17 protein-coding genes are annotated in these 21,538 nt (G+C 70.5%); 3 read left to right on the top strand and 14 right to left on the bottom strand.

All coding sequences use genetic code 11. The annotated features are described in order from the left end of the window. Nucleotides 1-50 precede the first annotated feature (50 nt). From AAEM63_RS07605 to AAEM63_RS07580, 6 genes are all read right to left on the bottom strand, one after another. Complete coding sequence (locus AAEM63_RS07605; protein ID WP_341360943.1) at nucleotides 51-980, bottom strand: DMT family transporter; 930 nt, start codon at nucleotides 978-980, stop codon at nucleotides 51-53. Further along, a complete protein-coding gene (locus AAEM63_RS07600; RefSeq protein ID WP_341360942.1) occupies nucleotides 980-3,499 on the bottom strand; it encodes a heavy metal translocating P-type ATPase in 2,520 nt (839 codons plus the stop codon). The genes AAEM63_RS07605 and AAEM63_RS07600 overlap by 1 nt, the downstream gene beginning before the upstream one ends. 79 nt (nucleotides 3,500-3,578) lie before the next feature. Beyond that, nucleotides 3,579-4,634, bottom strand: a complete 1,056-nt coding sequence (locus AAEM63_RS07595; protein ID WP_341360941.1) for a type II glyceraldehyde-3-phosphate dehydrogenase — start codon at nucleotides 4,632-4,634, stop codon at nucleotides 3,579-3,581. A gap of 272 nt (nucleotides 4,635-4,906) precedes the next feature. Beyond that, nucleotides 4,907-5,173 carry a metal-sensitive transcriptional regulator gene (locus tag AAEM63_RS07590; protein WP_123920551.1) on the bottom strand — a complete coding sequence of 89 codons (267 nt, stop codon included), beginning with the start codon at nucleotides 5,171-5,173 and terminating at the stop codon, nucleotides 4,907-4,909. Between the two features lie 115 nt (nucleotides 5,174-5,288). Further along, a complete protein-coding gene (locus tag AAEM63_RS07585) occupies nucleotides 5,289-8,045 on the bottom strand; it encodes a heavy metal translocating P-type ATPase (protein ID WP_341360940.1) in 2,757 nt (918 codons plus the stop codon). 508 nt (nucleotides 8,046-8,553) lie between these two features. Beyond that, nucleotides 8,554-8,985 (bottom strand): hypothetical protein, encoded by a 432-nt coding sequence (locus AAEM63_RS07580; protein ID WP_341360939.1) that lies wholly within the window; start codon nucleotides 8,983-8,985, stop codon nucleotides 8,554-8,556. A gap of 184 nt (nucleotides 8,986-9,169) precedes the next feature. On the opposite strand from AAEM63_RS07580, the gene AAEM63_RS07575 reads away from it, so the two are divergent. Next, entirely contained in the window at nucleotides 9,170-9,622 is a 453-nt protein-coding gene (locus AAEM63_RS07575; RefSeq protein ID WP_341360938.1) for a cupredoxin domain-containing protein, read from the top strand. 156 nt (nucleotides 9,623-9,778) lie between these two features. Here the strand turns inward: AAEM63_RS07575 and AAEM63_RS07570 are convergent, their stop codons facing one another. The 3 genes from AAEM63_RS07570 to lnt all read right to left on the bottom strand — a co-directional run bounded on the left by AAEM63_RS07570 (nucleotide 9,779) and on the right by lnt (nucleotide 14,029). Continuing rightward, nucleotides 9,779-11,026: an IS256 family transposase gene (locus AAEM63_RS07570; RefSeq protein ID WP_341360937.1), complete on the bottom strand. Its 1,248-nt coding sequence runs from the start codon at nucleotides 11,024-11,026 to the stop codon at nucleotides 9,779-9,781. A 701-nt stretch (nucleotides 11,027-11,727) separates the two neighbouring features. Next, complete coding sequence (locus AAEM63_RS07565; RefSeq protein ID WP_341360936.1) at nucleotides 11,728-12,525, bottom strand: class E sortase; 798 nt, start codon at nucleotides 12,523-12,525, stop codon at nucleotides 11,728-11,730. Between the two features lies 1 nt (nucleotide 12,526). Beyond that, nucleotides 12,527-14,029: an apolipoprotein N-acyltransferase gene (gene lnt, locus AAEM63_RS07560; protein ID WP_341360935.1), complete on the bottom strand. Its 1,503-nt coding sequence runs from the start codon at nucleotides 14,027-14,029 to the stop codon at nucleotides 12,527-12,529. Between the two features lie 840 nt (nucleotides 14,030-14,869). Between lnt and AAEM63_RS07555 the strand changes: the two genes are divergently transcribed. Further along, nucleotides 14,870-15,934 (top strand): prolipoprotein diacylglyceryl transferase family protein, encoded by a 1,065-nt coding sequence (locus AAEM63_RS07555; RefSeq protein WP_341360934.1) that lies wholly within the window; start codon nucleotides 14,870-14,872, stop codon nucleotides 15,932-15,934. 415 nt (nucleotides 15,935-16,349) lie between these two features. Here AAEM63_RS07555 and AAEM63_RS07550 read toward each other — a convergent pair whose 3' ends face one another. The 5 genes from AAEM63_RS07550 to AAEM63_RS07530 all read right to left on the bottom strand — a co-directional run bounded on the left by AAEM63_RS07550 (nucleotide 16,350) and on the right by AAEM63_RS07530 (nucleotide 20,529). After that, the gene (locus tag AAEM63_RS07550) at nucleotides 16,350-17,195 is read right to left on the bottom strand and encodes a F510_1955 family glycosylhydrolase (protein ID WP_341360933.1); all 846 of its coding nucleotides are present in this window, start codon (nucleotides 17,193-17,195) and stop codon (nucleotides 16,350-16,352) included. Between the two features lie 107 nt (nucleotides 17,196-17,302). Continuing rightward, entirely contained in the window at nucleotides 17,303-17,947 is a 645-nt protein-coding gene (locus tag AAEM63_RS07545; RefSeq protein WP_341360932.1) for a DUF305 domain-containing protein, read from the bottom strand. 244 nt (nucleotides 17,948-18,191) lie between these two features. Then, nucleotides 18,192-19,709: a multicopper oxidase family protein gene (locus tag AAEM63_RS07540; protein WP_341360931.1), complete on the bottom strand. Its 1,518-nt coding sequence runs from the start codon at nucleotides 19,707-19,709 to the stop codon at nucleotides 18,192-18,194. 123 nt (nucleotides 19,710-19,832) lie between these two features. Further along, entirely contained in the window at nucleotides 19,833-20,234 is a 402-nt protein-coding gene (locus tag AAEM63_RS07535; protein WP_341360930.1) for a cupredoxin domain-containing protein, read from the bottom strand. Between the two features lie 52 nt (nucleotides 20,235-20,286). Beyond that, nucleotides 20,287-20,529 carry a hypothetical protein gene (locus tag AAEM63_RS07530; RefSeq protein WP_341360929.1) on the bottom strand — a complete coding sequence of 81 codons (243 nt, stop codon included), beginning with the start codon at nucleotides 20,527-20,529 and terminating at the stop codon, nucleotides 20,287-20,289. Between the two features lie 215 nt (nucleotides 20,530-20,744). Between AAEM63_RS07530 and AAEM63_RS07525 the strand changes: the two genes are divergently transcribed. Then, on the top strand, nucleotides 20,745-21,188 hold the full coding sequence (locus AAEM63_RS07525; protein ID WP_341360928.1) for a hypothetical protein: 444 nt from the start codon (nucleotides 20,745-20,747) through the stop codon (nucleotides 21,186-21,188). Nucleotides 21,189-21,538: the final 350 nt, after the last annotated feature.

Here is a 21,538-nt window from a genome sequence, read left to right as displayed (position 1 = left end):
GGGTCGACGAGCAGGTTTCGCTGGACCGCGCGGGTGGCGGGCCGGCCAGCTCAGGGCGGGCCCGCCCGAACCGGGCGTGCCGTCGGACGAGGGTGAGGTTGCACGATGACCCACATGGCCGCCAGCACCCCGGCCAGGCCCGCCGCGGTCCACCCGGCCGGCACCGTGGCAAAGGCCACGGCCGCGAGCACGATGCCGAACACGGGGGTGAGGAAGGTCCAGGCGGTCAGGACGTCGAGGCGGGAGCGGCGCGCCTCCGTGAACCACACCACGGTGGTAGCCGCCGTACCGACGAGCGCCAGGAACAGCAGGGACAGGACGAACCGGGGGGTCCAGGCGATCACCGGGGCCCCCTCCACCACCGCGGCGAGCGCGGCGAGCGCGACGCCGCCCACGAGGAGGTGCCATCCCGTGAACACCACCACGTCGAGGCCACCCAGGCGCCGGGACAGCAGGGTCCCCGCGGTGATCGCCGCGGCGGACAGCAGCGACAGCGCGGCGCCGCTGCCACCGCCACCGGGCACGGCGACGAGGACCAGGCCGGTGAAGCCGACGACCAGCGCCACGCTCGTACGTACCGAGACCTTCTCGCCGTACAGCCACCACGCCGGCAGCAGGATCAGCAGGGGCTGGGCATTGGCAAGCACCGCGGCGGTTCCGGTGGCCAGGCCGGCGACGCCGGCGAACATGGCCCCGAACGCCACCGTCACGTTGATCAGTCCCAGCCCGGTGATCCGCCCCCAGTCCCGCGCGCCCGACGGGGCCGGGCGGCGGAGGGCGGCGCCCAGGGCCAGCAGTGCGGCCCCGGCAAGCAGGGCCCGCAGCGCGGCGTACCACAGCAGGGGCGCGTCCCTCAGGCCCCACTCGATCGCCACGAAGCAGGCGCCCCAGGCGGCGGTGATCCCCACCATGCGCCAGGGCCGGGGCGACCGCAGCGTCCCGGCCGCGGGCGCGGCGGGGGCGCTGCGGGCGTGGAACATCAGCGGGTGCCCGCCGGGACGGGGGCCGTGGGCTCCACCTTGCGGCTCACGTCCTGCGGAGCGGCCGGTGCGTGCTGCTGCGGCAGCCGCAGCTTCTTGAGCAGCAGTGCGTTGATCGTGACGATCACCGTGGAACCGGACATCGTCAGCGCCGCGATCTCCGGACGCAGCATCAGTCCGAAGGCCGGGTAGAACACCCCGGCCGCGATGGGCAACGCGATGGCGTTGTACCCGATCGCCCACGCCAGGTTCTGGCGCTCCTTGCGCACCGTGCCCTTGCCGATGCGCAGTGCGACGGACACGTCCAGCGGGTCCGAGCGCATCAGGACGATGTCCGCGGTCTCGATCGCCACGTCCGTCCCGGCTCCGATCGCGATGCCGATGTCCGCCTTCGCCAGTGCCGGGGCGTCGTTCACGCCGTCCCCGACCATCGCCACCGTCTTGCCGGCGCGCTGCAGCTCAGCGACCTTGTCCGCCTTGTCGCCGGGCAGGACCTCGGCGATGACTGTGTCGATGCCCAGCTGCTCCGCGATACGCCGAGCGGTTGCCTCGTTGTCACCGGTCAGCATGGCGACCTCGATCCCGGACTCGTGCAGGGCCGCTACGGCCGCCGCGGCCGTGTCCCGGGCGGCGTCGGCCAGCGCGATGGCGCCCACCGCACGCCCGTCCACCGCAGCGAGCACCGCGGTGCGCCCGGATGCGGCCAGCTCGTCCCGTCGCTCGGCCAGGTCGCCGAGCTCGACGTTCTCGCTGGCCATCAACCGGCGGTTGCCCACCAGCACACGGCGCCCTCGGACCGTTGCCGTCGCGCCGTGCCCGGGGACGTTCATGAACTCGCTCGCGCTCAACGCGGGCAGACCCCGTTCGGCCGCGTAGGCCTCGATGGCTCGGGCCAGGGGGTGCTCCGACTCGCGTTCGACGGCGGCGACCACGGCAAGCATCTCCTCCTCGCTCATGCCGGCCGCGACCACGTCGGTGACCTCCGGCTCGCCCTTCGTCAGGGTGCCGGTCTTGTCCATCACCACGGTGTCGATCTTGGCCGTGCCCTCCAGCGCGGTGGCGTTCTTGAACAGGACCCCGCGCTGGGCGCCGAGCCCGGTGCCGACCATGATCGCCGTCGGGGTCGCCAGGCCGAGGGCATCGGGGCAGGTGATGACCACCACCGTGATCGCGAACAGCATCGCCAGAGGGACGCCCGCGCCGGCGAGCATCCACACGGTGAAGGTGACGGTGCCGCCGATGAGCGCGACGAACACCAGCCAGAACGCGGCCCGGTCAGCCAGGCGCTGGCCCGGGGCCTTGGAGTTCTGCGCCTCCTGCACCATCTTGACGATCTGCGCCAGAGCGGTGTCCGCACCCACCTTGGTCGCCCGCGCCCGCAGGGTTCCTGTGGTGTTGATCGACGCACCGATCAGTTGCGCACCCGGCCCCTTCTCCACCGGCATGGACTCCCCGGTGACCATGGACTCGTCGAGCTCGGACTCGCCCTCCTCCACGACCGCGTCGGTGGGGATCTTCGCCCCTGGACGGATGAGGAGCAGGTCACCGACGACCACCTCCGATGTGGGCACCTCCACGGGCTCGCCGTCCCGCAGCACGATGGCCTGCGACGGCGCCAGCTGCAACAAGGTCCGCACTGCGTCGTTGGCGCCGCCACGTGCGCGCATCTCCAGCCAGTGGCCGAGGAGGACGAACGTGGTCAGCACGGTGGCTGCCTCGTAGAAGACTTCACCACCGCCGGTGAGGGTGACCACCAAGCTGTAGAGCCAGCCGGCTCCCACGGCCACGGCCACCAGGACCATCATGTCCAACGTCTTCGCCAGCAACGCCCGGTAGGCGCCGTCGAAGAAGATCCACGCCGAGTAGAAGATCACCGGCACGGACAGGATCAACGTGAAGATGTCGTCACGAAGTCCGAAGACCAGCGGTGGGTTCAGCGCCAGGACATCACGCCCGAGCGGGGACCAGATCGTGATGGGGATCGACAGGATCAAGGCGACCAGGAAACGGTTGCGCATGTCCCGTGCCATGTCCTCCACCGACCCGCCGCCGTGATGCCCGCCGTGGCCCATCACCGCCTGCGCGGAGCGGTCCGTCTCCTCGCCGGCGCCGCCGCCGTGGCCGGCGTGCCCGGCGTGCGCGTCATGCCCGGCGTGCGCGTCATGCCCGGCGTGCGCGTCATGCCCGGCGTGCGCGTCATGCCCGGCGTGCGCGTCATGCCCGGCGTGCGCGTCATGCGCGTCATGCGCTCCGCCCGCGGCGCCCGGTTCGGTCATCGGGTGGCACATGTGGTCGGGCACCAACTGCCCCGCGCAGTGGTAGCCGCAGTCGTTGACCCAGCCGACGAGCACGGCCACCGACGTCTTGTCCGCGTCGTAGGTGATCGTCGCGGTCTGCGAGACGGCGCTGGCCTCGACGGCGAGCACGCCGGGGCGGCTCAGCAGGGTCTTCTCGATCACCGGTTCCGAGGTGGCCCAGTGCAGGCCACCGACCTCCACGACCGTGGTCCGATTCTTCATGATCGATTCCTTCCTTCCCGGCCGGTGGCCGACAGGTGGTGCACCGACGGGCTCAGCGGGTGCCGGCCCGTTTCCCTGATCAGGCCGGCATCGCCTCGACCCGTTCGGGAAGGAACTCCCGGCGCACGCCGAGGATTTCGTCCGTCGTCGCGATGGATGCGGCGCCGTCGGTCACAGTCCCGGTCAGCGCCCGAATCGCGTCGATAGTCTCGGGCACGACGATGGCCTCGTTGTAGACCTGGTAGGTCAGGTAGGCCTCATCCCCCGCGACGCTCAGGACGTCCTCCCACACGGCCACCTCCCACATGTCCCCGCGGGGCCGGCCCAGGTCGCGCATCAGCTCCACTGTGGTGTTCAGTGCGGTCAGCCCGTCCGACATGCGGATGAAGGCGATCCGGGGTGCGGCGCGCAGTGCGTCCAGAACCTCCTCGCGACTGGCCGGTCGGGTCAGCTGCAGGGTCCAGAAGTGGTTGTGGGACTGGGTGTGCGCGGCCTTGGCCGCCATGGTCACCACATCCAGGTCGGGCAGCACCGTGCGAGCGTCCGGGCCCTGGTGGGAGGGGATCGAGGCCTCGGGGACCACCGTGTTCATGATCCCGCCGTGGTGGGACTCGCCCGGGTCAGTGGCCCGCCGGATCAGGACCCCGCGCGCGCGGGCGAGCAGGCCGGCCTGCTCCAGGGCCCCGAGCACGCGCACGATGCTGGTGGTGTTGCACGAGACCACCCGCGTGGTGTCGCGGCCCACGGCGGTTTCGTAGTTGGCCTGGGCGACGAAGGAGTGCCCGGTGGTGTCGTGGGACTCCCCGCCCTGGAAGACGGACTTGACCCCGGCCGCCCGGTACGCCTCCAGGTTGCCCGCGGCGACCCTCTTGGGGGTGGTATCCACCACCACGTCGACCTGGTCAAGCAGGTCTGTCAATGTGCCGCTCACGGGCACCCCGACCGCCCGCATCGCTGTGTCCGCGTCCGGGGTGGCCGCGAACACCCCGAAACCCAACCCGGCGGCGGTTCGCACCCGCCAGTCCGTGGCGACGTCCGCCACCCCGAGCAGGTCCATGTCCGGCATGGCGCGGACAGCGTCCGCGACCCGCTTGCCGATCACTCCGTAACCGTTGACGCCGACCTTGATGGTCATGACAGCCTCCCGTGCTCGTTCGTCTCGTGTCGTTTTCGTGTGTGGGTGTGTCTCGTGTCGTTGCTGGGTGTTTCGTGCCTCATCTTGTGGCCGAGTGTCAGCCGGAGGCCGTCGTGCACCGGGACTACCGAGACGTGGCTGGCCGGTACGCCCCGGTTGGCTACCGACGACGGTGGCCGGCCCGCTGCGGCGACGGACGAGATCGGCCGGCTCAGCCTCTGGTTCGTCCGCTCCCGGACCGGGAGCGGGTAGGTCCGGAACGTGTCCTCGCCTCAGCTGCGCACAAGTCGCGCGATGGCATCGGACGCCTCCTTGATCCTCGCCTCCTCGACGGACCCGCCGATCCGGGCAGCTTCGGCGAGGCAGTGGCGCATGTGCTGTTCCAGGAGCACCAGCGCCACGCCCTGTAGCGCTCGAGAGGCGGCCGAGACCTGGGTGAGGACGTCGATGCAGTAGGTGTCCTGCTCGACCATCCTCGCGATTCCGCGGACCTGGCCCTCGATCCGATGCAGCCGGTTGATCAGTTGGTGAGTGGCCATTGCGTCGCCGCCGGCCACCGGTGTCGTCGTTCCCACGGCTCCGCTCTCCTTCGACCGGCACGGCCGGCTGTCGGCGCCCGCCGGGGCGGCGGTGCCGCCCCGGCAGGCGGTGGTGTCATGCCGGTGTGGTGGCGTACCTGGCCGGTTCGGCCTTGAAGGTCGCCGCGCAGTGGTTGGAGCAGAAGTAGTACGTGGCGCCCTCGTACTCGGCGCTGTCGGCGGCGGTCGCGGGGTCGATGCTCATCCCGCAGATCGGGTCGGTGACCTTCGCGGACTTCTGGGACATGTCTTCCTCCATTGGTGTTTCGGTGTGGGTTTCTTCCTCATCGCGCCCGATCTCCACCACCGGGTCGGTGGCCAGGACATGGACGACGTCGGGGACCGGGTGCGCCTTGAAGCGGCGCAGCCGGTTGGCGTTGGCGACCACGGACAACGAGGACAGCGCCATCGCCAGCGCGGCGATCACCGGGCTCAGCATCAGGCCGAAGACGGGGTAGAGCACTCCCGCCGCGATGGGGATACCGGCGCCGTTGTACATGAAGGCGAACACCAGGTTCTGGCGGATGTTGCGCATGGTCGCCCGGGACAGGTCCACGGCCGTGACGAGCCCGGACAGGGCCCCGGAGATCAGGGTGATGTCCGAGGACTCGATGGCCACGTCCGTGCCGGTGCCGATGGCGGAGCCGACGTCGGCCTGGGCCAGGGCCGGAGCATCGTTGATGCCGTCACCGACCATCCCGACGACCTTGCCCTCCGCCTGAAGGCGCTTGACCTCGGCGGCCTTGTGCTCGGGCATGACCTCGGCCACGACCCGGGTGATGCCGACCTGACGGGCGATGGCTGCCGCGGTGTCACGGTTGTCACCGGTCATCATGACGACCTCGATGCCGCGCTTCTGCAGGGCCGCCACGGCCGCCGCCGATCCTTCCTTGACGGTGTCGGCGACGCCGATCACGCCCGCGGCCTTCCCGTCCACGGCCACGAGCATCGGGGTCTTGCCGTCCGCGGCCAGACGGCGCAGGTCGGCGGTCAGCGGAGCCGGCTCGATCCCCGCTGCGGACAGCAACCGGGTGTTGCCGACGAGGACCTCCCGACCCTCCACCAGAGCGCGCACACCCTGGCCGGTGATGGAGTCGAACGCGGCCGTCTCGGGGACGCTCAAACCGCGATTCCGTGCCCCGATCACGATCGCGGTGGCCAGCGGGTGCTCGGAAGAGGCCTCGACGGCGGCCACCAGCGCCAGGAGCTCGTCCGGCGCGAACCCTTCGGCCGGCAGGACGTCGGTGAGGGCCGGAGCGCCCTTGGTGATGGTGCCGGTCTTGTCCAGCACGACCGTGTCGAGCTTGTGCGCGGTCTCCAGGGCTTCGGCGGAGCGGATGAGGATGCCGTTGGTGGCGCCCTTGCCGGTGCCGACCGTGATCGACATCGGTGTGGCCAGGCCCAGGGCGCAGGGGCAGGCGATGATCAGTACCGACACCGCGGCGACGAGGGCGAAGATGATCGCCGGCGGCGGGCCCACCAGCGCCCACACCACGAAGGACCAGATGGCGATCGCGATGACCGCGGGCACGAAGTAGCCGGAGACCTTGTCCACGACCCGCTGGATGGGAGCCTTGGACCCCTGTGCCTCGCGCACCAGCTTGATGATCTGGGCGAGCATCGTCTCCGCGCCGACCTTCGTGGCGGTGTACCGGAACGCGCCCGTCTGGTTGATCGTGGCGCCGATGACGGTGTCGCCCACCTGCTTCGTCACCGGGATGGGCTCGCCGGTGACCATGGACTCGTCCACCGCGGAGGTGCCCTCGACCACCTCGCCGTCCACCGGGAGCTTCTCCCCCGGGCGGACCACGACGACGTCGCCGACGACGACGTCGTCGATCTGGACCTCGATCTCCTCGCCGCCGCGGATCACCCGGGCGGTACGCGGCTGCAGCCCGATCAGGGCTCGGATCGCCTCGCCCGTCCCGGCCTTGGCCTTGGTCTCGAGCAACCGGCCCAGGAGGATCAGGGTGATGATGACACCGACCGCCTCGTAGTACACCTCACGGACGTTCTCCGGTAGCGCCCCAGGGAAGAAGGTCACCACCAGGCTGTAACCGAAGGCCGCGATCGTGCCCAGCGTGATCAGCGAGTTCATGTCCGCGGTTCGGTGGGACAGCGCGAGCCAGCCGGTGCGGTGGATCGGCCAGCCCGTGTAGAAGAACACCGGGGCGATCAGGGCCAGCTGGAACCACCGGTTCATGAAGATCTCCGGCACCCATGTTGCCCCGAAGACCTCCATCGCCATCACGGCGAAGACGACGGGGGCACTGAGGATCGAACCGATGATCACCCGCCGTCCCAGGTCGGCGATCTCCGCGGCCCGTTCTCGCTCCTCGGCGTCGCCGTCGCCCTCACCGGCGGCTGTGGGGCGGGCGTCCTTGGTCTGGGAGGGGGCCGGCACGTCCGCCACGTGGGCGGTGGTCTCCGCAGTACCGCCCGCTGGCGCAGGCGCTCCCACTCCCCCGCGCTCAGGGGCTCGTTCGAGCACCTGCAAACGACCGCGCATCATGTTCATGCCACAGGCGAACCCGAAGTCGCCGGATGCTTGCGGAACGAACTCCACGGTCGTGGTCTCCCACGCCGGCAGAACCTGATTGACCTTGAAGTCGGGCATGACTACCCGGGACGAGCAGTCCCCGGCCTCCTGGCGGTCGAACTCGAGCCGCACCGGTATGCCCTGGGCGACTTGGACCACGTCCGGGCTGTAGCCGCCCTGGACCCTGATCCTGACCACCTGCACACCGTCGTCCATCTCAGCCTGGCGAACCTTCTTCGGACCGAAGAAGAACCACCAGAGCAGAGCGGTCAGCACGACCCCGACCACAATCACGACAACCTCTGACCCTGAAATCACCGAACACCTCCGACATCGTTTCCATCCCGATCCCCTGCTGCACCGGCCGCCAGCAAGGGCTCCCGGTACCGGGCGCGACTCCTCGCCCGGCGCGCCGGAGTGAGCGCGAAGCCCGCCCTCGCCACAGCTCCGCCAAGCTCGGAGGTACTCACCTGAGCGGGGCCGCGGAGGACCAACAACGCGGTACCGGCCGACCCGAGGTCCGCAGCGGCGTTCGTGACGCCGCCGATGGTGCGCACCTGTTCCAACAGCTCGGCCAAGCACACCCCGCACACGGGCCCGGTGACCCCGAACTCACTCACGGCCATCATGTCCTCCTCAGCTGCTCCGACTTCGTACCCCCAGGGGGTACCCATGACGGTAGTTCTGCTGCCCTGAATGTCAGGACAGCAAGACGGTGAAGATCCGATGTACAGTCGCTGTCACTCAACCCCGGGCCACTCGTGACGGCTGGGTGCCCAGGAGACGAAGGAGAGGACCGTGGTCATGCCGATCCCCGCGTGGTTGTTCCACCCCATGCACGTCCACGGCAGGCGGTGTCGCTCCCGGCGTTGATGATCCGTAGCCGCACCCGGTGCCCGAGCCGGGAGCGGATGACGTAGGGGTCCTCGGGCAGGCGGCCGTTGATCAGGTGCGCGGGGTGGGCGACGTCGCCGGTGTCGGCGCCCAGTGGCCGGTCCGGGGACGGCATGGCGTCCTCCATCGCGCTACCCTCGTGGCCCATGCCGTCCATGGCCGTGCCGCCCACGACCATGCCCTCTCGCGCCATGCGCTCGAGGATCGTCTGCGGCGAGTCGCCCCACCCGTCCGTCCAGTCGTCCAGGACCAAGACGACCTCCATGTCGTAGCCGCCCGGCTCGGCCGGGTCCTCCACGATCAGCGGGGCCTGGAGGCCGGTGTCGAGCTGGACGCCCACGTGCGGGTGGAACCGTGCCAGTGCACCGTCGTCTCCGCCGGCAGGTCGTTGACCAACCGGACCCGCAGCTCGTCCCCGGCCGCACGCGGATCTCCCGCCCCGGCACGAGGCCCTGAAGAGGCGGACGGCCGGAGTCTTCGTCATGTCTTCATCATCCGGCGGTGGCCACCGACATCAGTCTGCGATGACCTGTACCTACCCGTTCGTGGTGTGGAGGTGGCTGACTGTGAGAAACGCGATGAGGACGCCCGAGCCCCGCCCCGAGCCACCAGGCGTCAACGCTACGCAGGAGGCCGGGGTCACCGTCCGGGACGGCTACCAGCCACCGACGCTGCGGCTGGAGGCGTACGTCCCGACGCGCCTGGAGATCATCCGGGAGGAGGACAATCCGTGTTCGGAGTTCTTCATCGTCCATGACCTCGGGGTGGACGTGGCAGTTCCCGCTTTCGGTAGCATGACCGTGCCGCTTCCCGGCCTACCCGAAGGGCGCTACGACTTCTCCTGCGGTCGGGGCAGGCTGCGCGGCGCAGTCGAGATCGGCCCACCTCGCCCGCGCCCTCCCGGACAGCCGGGACGCGGTGTCGAGGCGCACCGCCGGTCCCATCGAGCCACTGTCCGCGGGTCTGCGCTGGAATGACCGTGGGCTGCGTGCGTAGGCAGCCCACAAACCCCGCTCGTCGAACGATGAAGATAGGGACACCCCTGGAGGCACTGCCCGTGGTCACGCCCGCACCAGCCGGGGTCAAGTCCTCTGGGGTGGTGTACGGGTTCGGCGTGATTCCTTCGTGGGGTGTCAGGCGCTGATGGCGCCGGCGAGGGTGGGGTCCTCCTGTCCGGTCTCGGTGTTGGTGATGAGGGTCAGGCGGGCTTTGGCCAGGGCCTCGAGGCCGAAGTAGCGGCGGCCTTCGGCCCATTCGTCGTGCTGCTCGGCGAGCACGGCGCCGACGAGTCGGATGATGCTGGTGCGGTCGGGGAAGATCCCGACGACGTCGGTGCGGCGGCGGATCTCGCGGTTCAGGCGCTCGTTGGGGTTGTTGGACCAGATCTGGCGCCACAGGGCCTTGGGGAAGCCGGTGAAGGCCAGGATGTCGCCGCGGGCGTCGTCGAGGTGGGCGTGGAGGTCGGGCAGCTGGGTCTGGACGGCGTCGAGGAGCTTGTCGAACTGGGCCTGGACGGCGGGGGCGTCGACCTGGTCGTAGACCGAGTGCAGCATGGCCTTCACGGCCGGCCAGGGCGCCTTGGGGCACTTGGCCATGAGGTTCGCGGCGTAGTGCGTGCGGCACCGCTGCCACGCCGCCCCGGGCAGGGTCGCCCCGATGGCCTCGACCAGGCCGGCGTGGGCGTCGGAGGTCACGAGCTTGACCCCGGTCAGGCCCCGGGCGACGAGGTCGCGGAAGAACCCGAGCCAGCCGGCCCCGGACTCGGCGGTGGCGACCTGGACGCCGAGGACCTCGCGGTGGCCGTCGGCGTTGACCCCGGTGGCGACCAGGACGGCGACCTTGACCACCCGGCCGCCTTCCCGGACCCGCATCGTGAGCGCGTCCGCGGCGAGGAACGTGTACGGGCCGGCGTCCAGGGGCCGGGTGCGGAAGTCCTCGACCTGGGCGTCGAGATCCTTGGCCATCTGTGAGACCTGCGACCTGCTCAGCCCGGTGATCCCCAGGGACTGGACGAGCTTGTCCATCCGCCGAGTCGAGACGCCCAGGAGGTAACAGGTCGCCACCACGCTCGTCAGGGCCGCCTCCGCGCGGCGGCGCCGCTCGAGCAGCCAGTCCGGGAAGTACGACCCGGTGCGCAGCTTCGGGATCGCGACGTCGATGGTCCCGACGCGGGTGTCGAAGTCGCGGTGGCGGTAACCGTTGCGCCGGTTCGACCGGGCCTCGCTCACCTCCCGGTAACCCGCCCCGCAGACCGCGTCGGCATCGGCCGAGAGCAGGGCGTTGATGAACGTGGTGAGCATCTGCCGCAACAGGTCCGGGGACGCCTGGGCGAGGTGCTCCTCCAGGAAGCGGGCAGGGTCGATAATCGATGGTGCGGTCATCGCTGTAGGTCCTCTTCGAGTCGGTTGTGAGAGATCACTCGAAGGATCACGCGGTGACCGCACTCGTCTACGACGACACGCTCACCGGGCTACCGGTACACCACTCTGCAGGCCGCAACTCCAGCCGGTGCCGTCCCATGACGGGAGGCGGTGATCCTCCGCCTGGACATGGTGGTGCGGGGACGCGGTCGGACCATCGGCTCGCACCTCGGTGCATGCCCGAGCGGTTGCGCGCGGGAGGTGTGCCGCTGGGACTGGACACGGCCGACCGCGACGCCGGCGCCGCGCTGACCTGCACCGGCCGGCGGGTTCCCTTGACGTCGACGGTGTCAACCGCCGGCCCGAACGCTGCGACACTCCTCACGGCCACGCGCGACGCACGGGCGAACTGGGCGTGTGAGCGACGACCTGGCGGGTTGGGTAGGAGCCACGCCCCCCTTGCGGCGGGTTCGCCACCTGCCGAGGCGTCACCAGCCGGGTTCGCGACGAGCCGGCTCCGTGCTCTTCTGGTGCGCCGGCGGCTGCCGGCACACCCGTTCGTCGGTTCGGGTGCCACCCTTGCGGCGACCGTGCTGACCCTGCGGTTCGGGAGGCCGACCCGGCCCGCGGGGTGTCCTCGTGCCTGGCGTACAGCCTGGGGCAGGAGTTCCGTACTTCGTGATGGCGGTACTGTCGCCCGGTCCACCCAGGCGCTGCTGGCGTCAGCCGTCCTGCAACAGCTCGGCAGGAACGCCTTCCGACCTGGGGATCCACCGCTCGAAGACTCCGTGCGTGATCCACCGTTGCGCGGTGCTCCACAGCGGGTGGCATGTGGTGAAGGTGATCAGGCGTTCAGTCGCCGGCACGTCCGGTTGGTTGGGGGTCGGGGCCAGGACCTCGACCTTGTCGGGCTCGACGATGTAGTCCTCCCGCACGCGGTACACCAGCCATGCGTCGGCGGTCTCGACGATCAGGGGGTCCCCGACCTCGAGGGTGTCGACGTACCGGAAGGCCGCACCGTAGGTCTGGCGGTGCGCGGCCAGGGCGAAGTTGCCGATCTCGCCGGGTAACGCGGTGTCGGGGTAGTGACCGGCAGCTCCGGTGTCGAGCACGTCCGTGCCGACGCCCTCGGTGATGGGTACCTCGTAGTCCCGCCCCCATCGGGGCACGTGCAGCGTCGCGAACGGCTCCCCCTCGCTCACCGCACGAACCTCGGGCGGCGGCTCCTCGGTCCGCGCCCGGGCCGGCTCGAGCACCTCGGGAACGGTGTAGCTGTCCTCCATCGCCGTTACCGTCGCTCGCTGCTCCCTGGCGGCGACGACGTCGGTCCACCACACCTGCCAGACGACGAACAGCGCGAGCAGCACTCCGCCGGTCAGCAGCAGCTCACCGGCGAGACCGACAGCCCGCACCGCCAGACCCCGGCGCGGACGCCGGATAGAGGCGCTGGTGGCCCGCGCCGGGTCGGCGGCGTCCGGCAGGAGAGCCGTGCGGTGCCGGGCGGTGGCGCCCGCCCTCATCTCACCGCTCACGCCGGCGACGGCCGGCGAGTCCTCCGACGAGGAGGACCACCGCGAGCACGTTCACGACCGTCCCGGGCCACTCCCCCAACAGGTCCGCCGTCGTGAGCGAGGTGCGCAACGGCAGCTCTGCCACCATCTGCTCAGCGGTGAACAGGCCCGTCCGATCCAGCACCTCACCGTCGGGCCCGATCAGGCCACTGACCCCCACGGTCGAGACCTGCACCACCGCGCGGCCGTGCTCGGCAGCCCGGAACCGGGACATGGCCATCTGCTGGGCGGACTCCTGCGTCAGCCCGAAGGAGGCGTTGTTGGTAGGGATCACGATCAGCTCCCCGCCGGCGAGCACACCGTCGCGGATCAGGTCATCGTAGGCGACCTCGAAGCAGATCGCGGCGGTAATCGGCACCGCCCGTCCCAGCCGCTCGATCCCCACCCGGACCAGTGCCTCACCGGTACCCGCCACCATGTCGGTGGTCACCAGGTCCACGGCCGAGGTGATCCGGCGGAAGAAGTCCCGGTAGGGGACGTACTCACCGAACGGCACCGGCCGTTGCTTCGTATACTCCACCTGCGGATCTGCGCCGGTCCCCGGCTCCCAGAGGATGTAGTTGTTGTACCGCAGCCCGGGCAGGAACTGCTGAGTGCCGAGAAGGATCGGCGCACCCACGGCCCGTGCGGCATCGTCGACCACCGCCGCCACGGCCGCATCCGTGCGCGGATCGATGTCCGAGGCGGACTCGGGCCACAGCACCAGATCGAGCTCCCCAGGCTCCGTGCGCTCGAGCATTGCTCGGGTGCCGTCCGCATGGTTCTCGACCACCTCCCGAGCCTGGCCCATCGCCTCGGCCCCCTGCACGGGCACGTTGCCCTGCACCACGCCGACCCGCAGGGTGCCCGCCTCGGCGCCAGTACCCAGCGGCACCAGCGCGGGCAGGAAGGCGAGGGCCAGCGCGACCGTCGCGGACGCTCCCGCCCCGGCGAACCGCCGACGGCTCAACCGCAACCCCACCAGGGCCAGCAACGCCCCCAGAACGACCACCGCCCCACTGACCAGCGGCTCCCCACCCACCGATGCGAGAGGCAGCAGCGGGCCCTCGGTCTGGGAGAACGCGAGCGTCCCCCACGGGAAGCCCCCGAAGGGCCACCGACCGCGGACCTGCTCGACGCCGACCCACAGAACCGCCACCGCCACCACCTGCACCCACGGGTGCCCGCGCACCCAGGGCCCACGCCGCACCCACACCCAGGCCGCGCCGAACCCGGCGAGGTACAGCGCCTGGAAGATCGCCAACGCCACCCAGCCGATCGGCCGCCCCACCGCCTCGTTCGCCCACCACACGTGCGGCAGGAAGAACGCGAGCCCGTACAGCGCGCCGACCACGAAGCCCCAGCGAGCAGACTCACGCCGGAGCGCAAGCAGGAGCAACGCGATGCCGACGAACGCCATCGGCCACCAGGACCGCTCCGGGAACGCCGTCTCGGTCGCCAGCCCCCCGGTCACCGCGAGCACCACCGACCACGTTCGCGCAGGGCGGTCAGGGACAGGTGCGCTCCACGAGGACGCCGGCAGCGCCGTGCGCGGCCGGAGGCCTGCGACGACGTGTGCCGCCCGGTCCGCGGTGCGGGTGCCCGAGGTGGGGTGCCGAGAGGAGGACGGGCTGGACGGCATTCGTAACTCCTGCTCCGGGGGCGTGGGACGTGTGCGCCTCAGGTGCGCACTCACATCCTCTCACCGGAGATCTTCAGGCAGGCCGTCGAAGGATCGAGTCCGGTGCGGCCATTCATGGAGGACAGTGAGAACTGCCCACCGCTCCGGCACGCAGGCGAGATTCCTTCGTCGAACCTTCATCGATCGTTGACAATCACGGCTCCCGGCTAGGCGACAATCGATACGGTGAACACCACGGGAGCGACCCCCCAGACCTCGGCAGATGAGGAGCCAATGCAGGGGGCCGGAGCAGCCTTCTTCCGGGCGCCGACTGACGCGAAAGCACTCCGCCGTCCGTCCCCTGGTGCTCTTCGGCAGGTACGGACACCTCGTCCCCAAGTTCCGCCGTCCCGTCCACAAGTTCCGCCGTCGTCTACCGCTCGTCCAAAGGACGTGAGACCGGCGCGTCCCGGCCCTCGACCTTCCGTGGGGCTCGCCGTCGCGTCCGTTCACGAGGGGGCCCCAGCAACGACACAGGTCGCCGCAGCGCAGGGTCCCCTTTCGAGCGGATCGACCGAGGAGGCTGTTCCGGTCGCTGTGACTTCGCTGAGCGGTCCGCCACCTCGGCTGGTGCGGCACATCCCCAGTTCCGCAGTCGTCATCACAGATCTGAGCTGCAGTGCGCTCGAGGGCGTGGACCAGCAGTCGCTGGGTGTGACGTACTGGTTCGACGCGGAGCCTACCGGCGACCGCTACACCATGACGGTGCATCTCCGCGGCCGGCTGAAGCAGGGCTCCGGCGAGGAAGACAGCTCGGCGAAGCCGGAAGGCCGCACAGAGTTCGCGGTGACGTCGTCGCTGGAGAACGTTGTGCCCGGTTCGGGCTGGATCGCCTTGACGACTCGGATCCAGGACGTCGCCGCGGGCGAGTGGGAGGTGGTGGCCACGCCGGTACGGCCCGCGCCAACCGGAGGACCTGCCCCGTGGGTGGAGGCGCCCGGACCTGGCCTGTCGCGGGGCAGTGCTTCGGGCCGCACCGCGCTCGCTCCTTTCGTACGAAGCCTCGCGCCGGGGGTCCGTCTGGGCGCCTGGCCGGCGCTCGTGGGCACGGGATTTGTCCTGGCACTGATCCTTCAGGCTTTGCTGGCCCGCCAGTTCGACATCCCAGGGCTGGGCCTCGCCGGGCTCACGGTCGCCGCGAGCACGCTCGGCCTAGTAGGTGCCAAGGTGTACTACCTGCTTACCCACCCCCGGGAACGGAGGAGCTTCCTGACACCGGGGCTGTCCGTGCAGGGGTTTGTCATCGCGACCGTGAGCGCGCTCGTAGCAGGCACATCCCTTCTCGATCTGCCACTGGGAGCCGTGCTCGACGTCACCGCTCCGGGCCTGCTCGTGGCGATGGCGGTGGGCAGGCTCGGCTGTCTCTTGGGCGGGTGCTGCGCCGGCCGGCCGACATCATCGAGGTGGGGTGTCTGGTCCTCCGATCGTCGGGTCGGGGTGCGGCGGATACCCGTGCAGCTCCTCGAGTCCGCTCTCTCCGCGGCGCTAGGGGTCATCGCGCTCGTTCTCGTCCTGAGGTCGCCGGCCGCCGGTTCGGGTCTGGTACTCGTGCTCGCGGTCGCGGCCTACGTGCTGGGTCGCCAGACCCTCTTCCCGCTACGGAGCATCCCCCGCGCCACGACACATGGACGTCACGTCACCCTGGTCGCAGCCGCCGCGGTGCTCGCTGGATCTGCCACCGCTCTGGTGCTGGGCTGATTCCCTGAAGCAGGGAGAGGCCGGCCTTGGAACGTCGGCTGGTCCTAGCCGCTCGTCTTCCCGGTCTCCGAGGTCCGTGGAACCAGCCTGGTGTCGGAGCGGAACGCCCCTGGCTGTGCGGCCCCATGTCGCGGGCGTGAGCAGTGAGCTCGTCCTCGACCACGCGCAGCAGGCGGACCTCGGTGGTGATCTCCGCGGCCAGGTCGGTGAGCGCCCGGGCCGGGTCGATCGGCCGTTACAGGTCCAGGGACGCCCGTGCCGCGTCGACCCGGTGCTGGGCGCGCCCGGCACCGTGGTGGCCTGTTTTATCCCGGCACACTCATGTTGCCCCTCCTCGGGGCGACAGGCGCTTCAGCACCGCCATCGCACCCGAGGAGAGGCCCCGAACCGCACAAGCGGCGGGGTGACGCGGTCCTCACCTGACCCCGTCAAGGATCGGCTGCCAGGACTCGCCCCGGTCCTCGCTCTTCAGGAGCACCGTCCCGTCGAAGGCCCCGAGGTACGTCTCCTCGTCGACGGCGGTGAAGGCAGCCGGGGCGCCGTTGGGGGGACCGGAGGAGACCCAGCCCGTCGGCGCCGAACGCCACGCGATCCCAGCGGCGTCGAGGCCGACGACGGCGCCCCCGGTTGCTGCCGGCAGGTGGTCGATGACCACGAGCGGCTCGGGCGGCTGCCCGTCCCCTAACGTGAAGGTGGCGCCGCCGTCGTCGCTGGCCATGAGGCCCTCGGCGGTGGTGGCGACGACGCGGTCCGGATCGATCGGATGGGCATCGAGGTCGCGGGCGGCGATCGCGGCGCCCTCCACCCAGGTGGCTCCGCCGTCGTCACTGCGCCGGACCGTACCGGTGGAGGAGTCAAGCCCGTAGAGGCGGGCCCCGACCGTTGTCAGGGCGTGGAAGTCGCTGACGCCACCGAGTGAGACCTCAGACCAGCTACCAGCGGCGTCGGTGCTGATGAGCAGACCGAGGTTCCCCGGGCCCTCCCGGCCCGGTCCGGGGTGGCCGCTGGCCAGGAAGGTGTCCGGCCCCTGCACCGTGAAGCCCATGGTGTCGTACCTGGTCTCACCGACCGGTGCCGGCTCACCGCCGTCGAGGGCGTACAGGCCCTGGTGGGTGGCGGCGTAGACCAGGCCGTCACCGGGGTTGAGCGCCAGGTCGTGAACGTGCCCGAGCGCCGCGCCAGCACCTGTCTCGGTGGCCGTGCCTCCGGGCAGTGCCGCGGAGCAGCCTGCGAGCACGAGGGACAGGGCCGGCAACGCCACGCCCGATCGTGTGAACGAGAGCAAGGACGGCCCTTTCGTCCGGACGGGACGATGTTGGCGGCGGCCCTGGGGGTGGGCCGCCGCCGGCACCGCGGTGAGGAGGGTGGTCACAGGTCCTGCAGCATCTGCTCCATCTCGGTGATCTCGCCCTGCTGGTCCTGGACGATCTTCTCGGCGAGCTCCAGGGCCGTCGGGTTCTCACCCTCGGCCGTCTGCAGCTCTGCCATCTCGATGGCACCCTCGTGGTGGGCGATCATCAGCTCGAGGAAGCGGCGGTCGAAGTCGGCGCCGGAGAGCTCGTCGAGCTCGGCCATGGCGCCCTCCTGGTCCATGCCGTCCATGTCCATACCGCTGTCCATCCCCTCCATCCCCTCCATGTCGCCCATGGGCGTGACGTCCTCACCCCAGCCCTCGAGCCAGGAGGTCATCTCCTCGATCTCAGGTCCCTGGGCGGCGGAGATGCCCTCGGCGAGGCTGCGCACGTCCGCGGAGTCCGCCTTCTCCACAGCCAGGTCGGCCATCTCGATGGCGCCCTCGTGGTGGATGATCATCATCTGCGCGAAGGCGGTGTCGGCGCCGTTGTGCGCCGCCTCGCTCTGCTCCGTCGCCTCCGGTGCGACCTGCGTCGCCGTCTCCTGCGTGGTGGCCTCACCCCCGCTGTCGGCCTCGTCCGCGGAGCCGCCGCAGGCGGTGAGCACGAGGGTCAGGGCGAGGGCGCCGGCGGCTGCGGCGGGGCGGGTCCGAAGTCTCACGGGATTCCTTCTCTGCTGGGGTGTCCGGTTGCGTCCTCACGAGATGATCGTGAGCGCGTCCGGCCCGGGCCGGTCTGGCCTGTCCGTCCGAGTGAACAAGGAGACGGCACCCTGACGCCACCCGGGAGCCGGAACTTCACCGGTTCTTCATCAAGGCACCGGGTTCACCATGACGGCGGTCACGGTCGCCGCCCATCTTGCGAACGGGCCGGGCCGGACGCCCCGGGCACACCGTTGTCCTTCATCACTCGACGTACGACAGCACCGTGGCCATGCCCAGCTCCGCGTGGTAGATGTTGTGGCAGTGCACCGCCCACTGACCGGGGTTGTCCGCCTGCAGATCCACCGACAAGGACTCCATCGGCAGCACGTTGACCGTGTCCTTGCGGATCCCCGACCGACCCGCCGCCCCGAGGGCGAAGGTGTGGCCGTGGACGTGCATGGGATGGAACATCATCGACTCGTTGCGCAGGACCAGCCGGACCCGCTCGCCGGCTCGGACCTCCAGCGGTTCGTGGTCACCGAATCCGGCGCCGTTGAGGAACCACCTCCGGCCGCCGTCGACCATCTGCAGGGTCAGCTCGAGCTCGCGGTCCGGCTCCCGCGGGTCCAACTGCGCGCTCTCGGTGGGGACCAGCGCGCTGTAGGCGAGCAGCCGGCCGCGCAGCTCGGCGGGGCTCGCACCCGGGACCGGGACGTGCGCGGAGGCGGTGCGCAGCAGGGCGAACCCGCTCGTTGCATCCTTGCCCTCGGGCGCCGCGACCACCGGGAAGGCCCCGTCACCCGCGGTGAGCACGACGTCGTACCGCTCGCCCATCCCGATGATGAGGGTCTCGACCTCCACCGGCTCGACGGGGAAGCCGTCGGTGTGGGTCACGGTCAGGGTGTGCCCGCCGACCGCGAACCGGTACGCGGTGTCGCTCGCGGCGTTGATGAGCCGCAGCCGCAGCCGGCGCCCGGGCCGGGATCGGATGACGTAGGCGTCCTCGGGCAGGCGGCCGTTGATGAGGTGCGCGGGATAGGCGACGTCGCCGGTGTCGGCGCCCAGGGGCCGGTCCTGGGAGGGCATGGCTTCCCCCATCGCTGTCCCTCCGTGGTCCATGCCGTCCATCGCCGTGCCACCCATGACCATGCCCTCGCGCCCCATGCGCTCGAGGATGGTCTCCGGCGACTCGCCCCAGCCGTCCGTCCAGTCGTCCAGGACCAGGACGACCTCCATGTCGTAGTCACCGGGCTCGGCAGGATCCTCCACGATCAGCGGGGCCTGGAGGCCGGTGTCGAGCTGGACACCCACGTGCGGGTGGAACCAGTAGGTGCCCGGGTCGGGGACCACGAAGGAGTAGTCGAACCCGGCGCCCGGCGCCACGGCGTCCTGGGTCAGACCCGGCACGCCGTCCATGTCGTTGCGCAACGCCAGACCGTGCCAGTGCACCGTCGTCTCGGCCGGCAAGTCGTTGGTCAACCGGACCTGCAGCTCGTCCCCGGCCCGCACGCGGATCTCCCGCCCCGGCACGGTGCCGTCATAGGCCCACGTCCGCACCACCCGGCCTCCGAGATCGACCTCGGTCGCGGCCGCCCGTAGCTCACGACGCACCACCGTGCCGCTCCTGCGCCGAGCCTTCTCGGTCCGCGCGACGACGGCAGACCCAGGACCGACCGGCCCCGGGTTGGGCTGCTCGAACAGCCGCGTCCCGGCGAACGCCCCACCACCGATCACCACCAGACCGGCGGCACCGACCTGGAGGAAGCGGCGACGATCCATGCGCTCTGGGGATATGGGGGACACGGCGTGCTCTCCTGAGGGGGTGCGGGGCTGACGGTGTCAGCAAGGACGACCGTCCTTGGAATCATCCCTCGTGCGGACGAAGGTCCTTCGGCCGGACGGTCAAGGTTCGCTGAAGACCCCGGACTCGCCCACGGCCAGCGTGCCGCGGAGCATCTCCATGCCACAGGTGAACTCGTACCGGCCGACAGGCAGGGCCGGCAGTGCGACCTCCGTGCGCTCGAAACAGGGCAGGTCGACCACGACACCGAGCTCGGGGATGTGAAGCTGCTCGGAGCACCAGGATCCTTCCTGGCGATGAATGCCCAGCACCGTGGGCACGCCGGCAGCCAGGGGGATGACCTGAGGGAAGTACGAGCCGCGCACCGTCAGCTCGGCCCGCTGCGACGTCGGTGCCTCACGGCGACGGTCTCCCTGAGCGAGGCACAGCCCGGGGCTCGACGGCGCGGGCGGGGCCTGCGCCGCGCCACTGATCCGAGCGGCGAGCGCACGTGGAAGCGTCATCCCCGCCTCCCTCTCTGTGTCGTGGCGCCGGAATCCGGACGCGTCGCCTGATCTACCGGTGGAAGCGGTACGAGTGCTCGTCCCCGAGCGGCACCCGTGCGTCCGCCTCGCCGTGGCCCTCCCCGCGGTGGCTCTGACCACCGAACGCCATCCCCACGATCATGAGGGGGCACGCGAGGAGCGCCGCAACAGTCAAGGCCTGCGCCAGGGTGAGGCCGAGCAGGAGAAGGAGGACGAAAGCCCCAGCACTGATGAGGAGGATCCCCTTGAGGTGGCCGTCACCGCTGTGGTTCACGAGAGTCTCCCTCCGCCGGCGTCGGCTCCTGCCGGCGCGTCGTCCCACAAGCTCATGTTTCCCCGGCACACCGAAGATCACCGCGACCGATCGATGGAGAAACGCTGAAGCCGGTGCGCCGCCCGCACACTGTGCCCCGCGCCAGGTCCGCACTTCACCAGTCCTTCACCGTCCGTGCCCCTCACTCTCAGGAACGTGGGGTCACGATGATGGTCATGAACCTCACTCAAGCCTCCACCCCGGCCAAGGCACTCGACCAAGACGTGAACCCCGCTGCCCTACCCGCGGGTATGGCGCCGAACCGCCGTCGCAGCGTCTGGACAGCCCTGACGGGCGTCCTGGGCGGACTCATGGGACTGGCCCCGCACGTCCTGCACCACGTCGGACCCCTGGTCGGCACCGCTGTCGTTGCCGGCGCCGGGGGCACCGCCATCTTCGGCGCCCTCGGTCTGGTCGCCTCCATCCCCATGCTCATCAAGCTCAAGCGACGCTTCACGAGCTGGTGGGCCCCGGCGATCGCCCTCGTCGTCTTCACGGGCATGTTCGCGCTCTCCTCCCTGGTGATCGGGCCACGAATCAGCGGTGACAGCGGGACCGAGAGCCCCACCCAGCCCTCCGTCACCGAGACCGTTGACCACGAGGGCCACCACGACTCCTGACCGTGCGGCCGGCACCACCCCCGGAGACCGGGAGCCCAGGGCCGACAGCGTTGACGGCAACCAACGTTGCCGAGGCGACTCCGCACCCGGTGATGTGGGGTTGGTGAAGATTCGACGAAGGACGCCTGCGCCGTGCGCTGGGCGACCGACCGGCCGTTATCGTTCTGTGACTGTCCGCTCGGCGTCGCGCGGTCCACGTTCCCCGCCGTCCGGAGGTTGCTCGCATGTCCACTGCTGTGCCCGAATCGCAGGCTCGGGCACGGTCGACCGGGCGCGATGTACGCGACAAGGCCGGACGCGGCCTCTCACCGGTTCCGGCCCGGGAATCTGCCGAGCTTCGCCGCGAAGTG

Origin of the sequence: Georgenia sp. M64 (assembly GCF_038049925.1) — a bacterium.
Lineage (GTDB): Bacteria > Actinomycetota > Actinomycetes > Actinomycetales > Actinomycetaceae > Georgenia.
The sequence above is the reverse complement of the archived record's forward strand: the minus strand, read 5'-3'. Positions and strand labels throughout refer to the sequence as shown.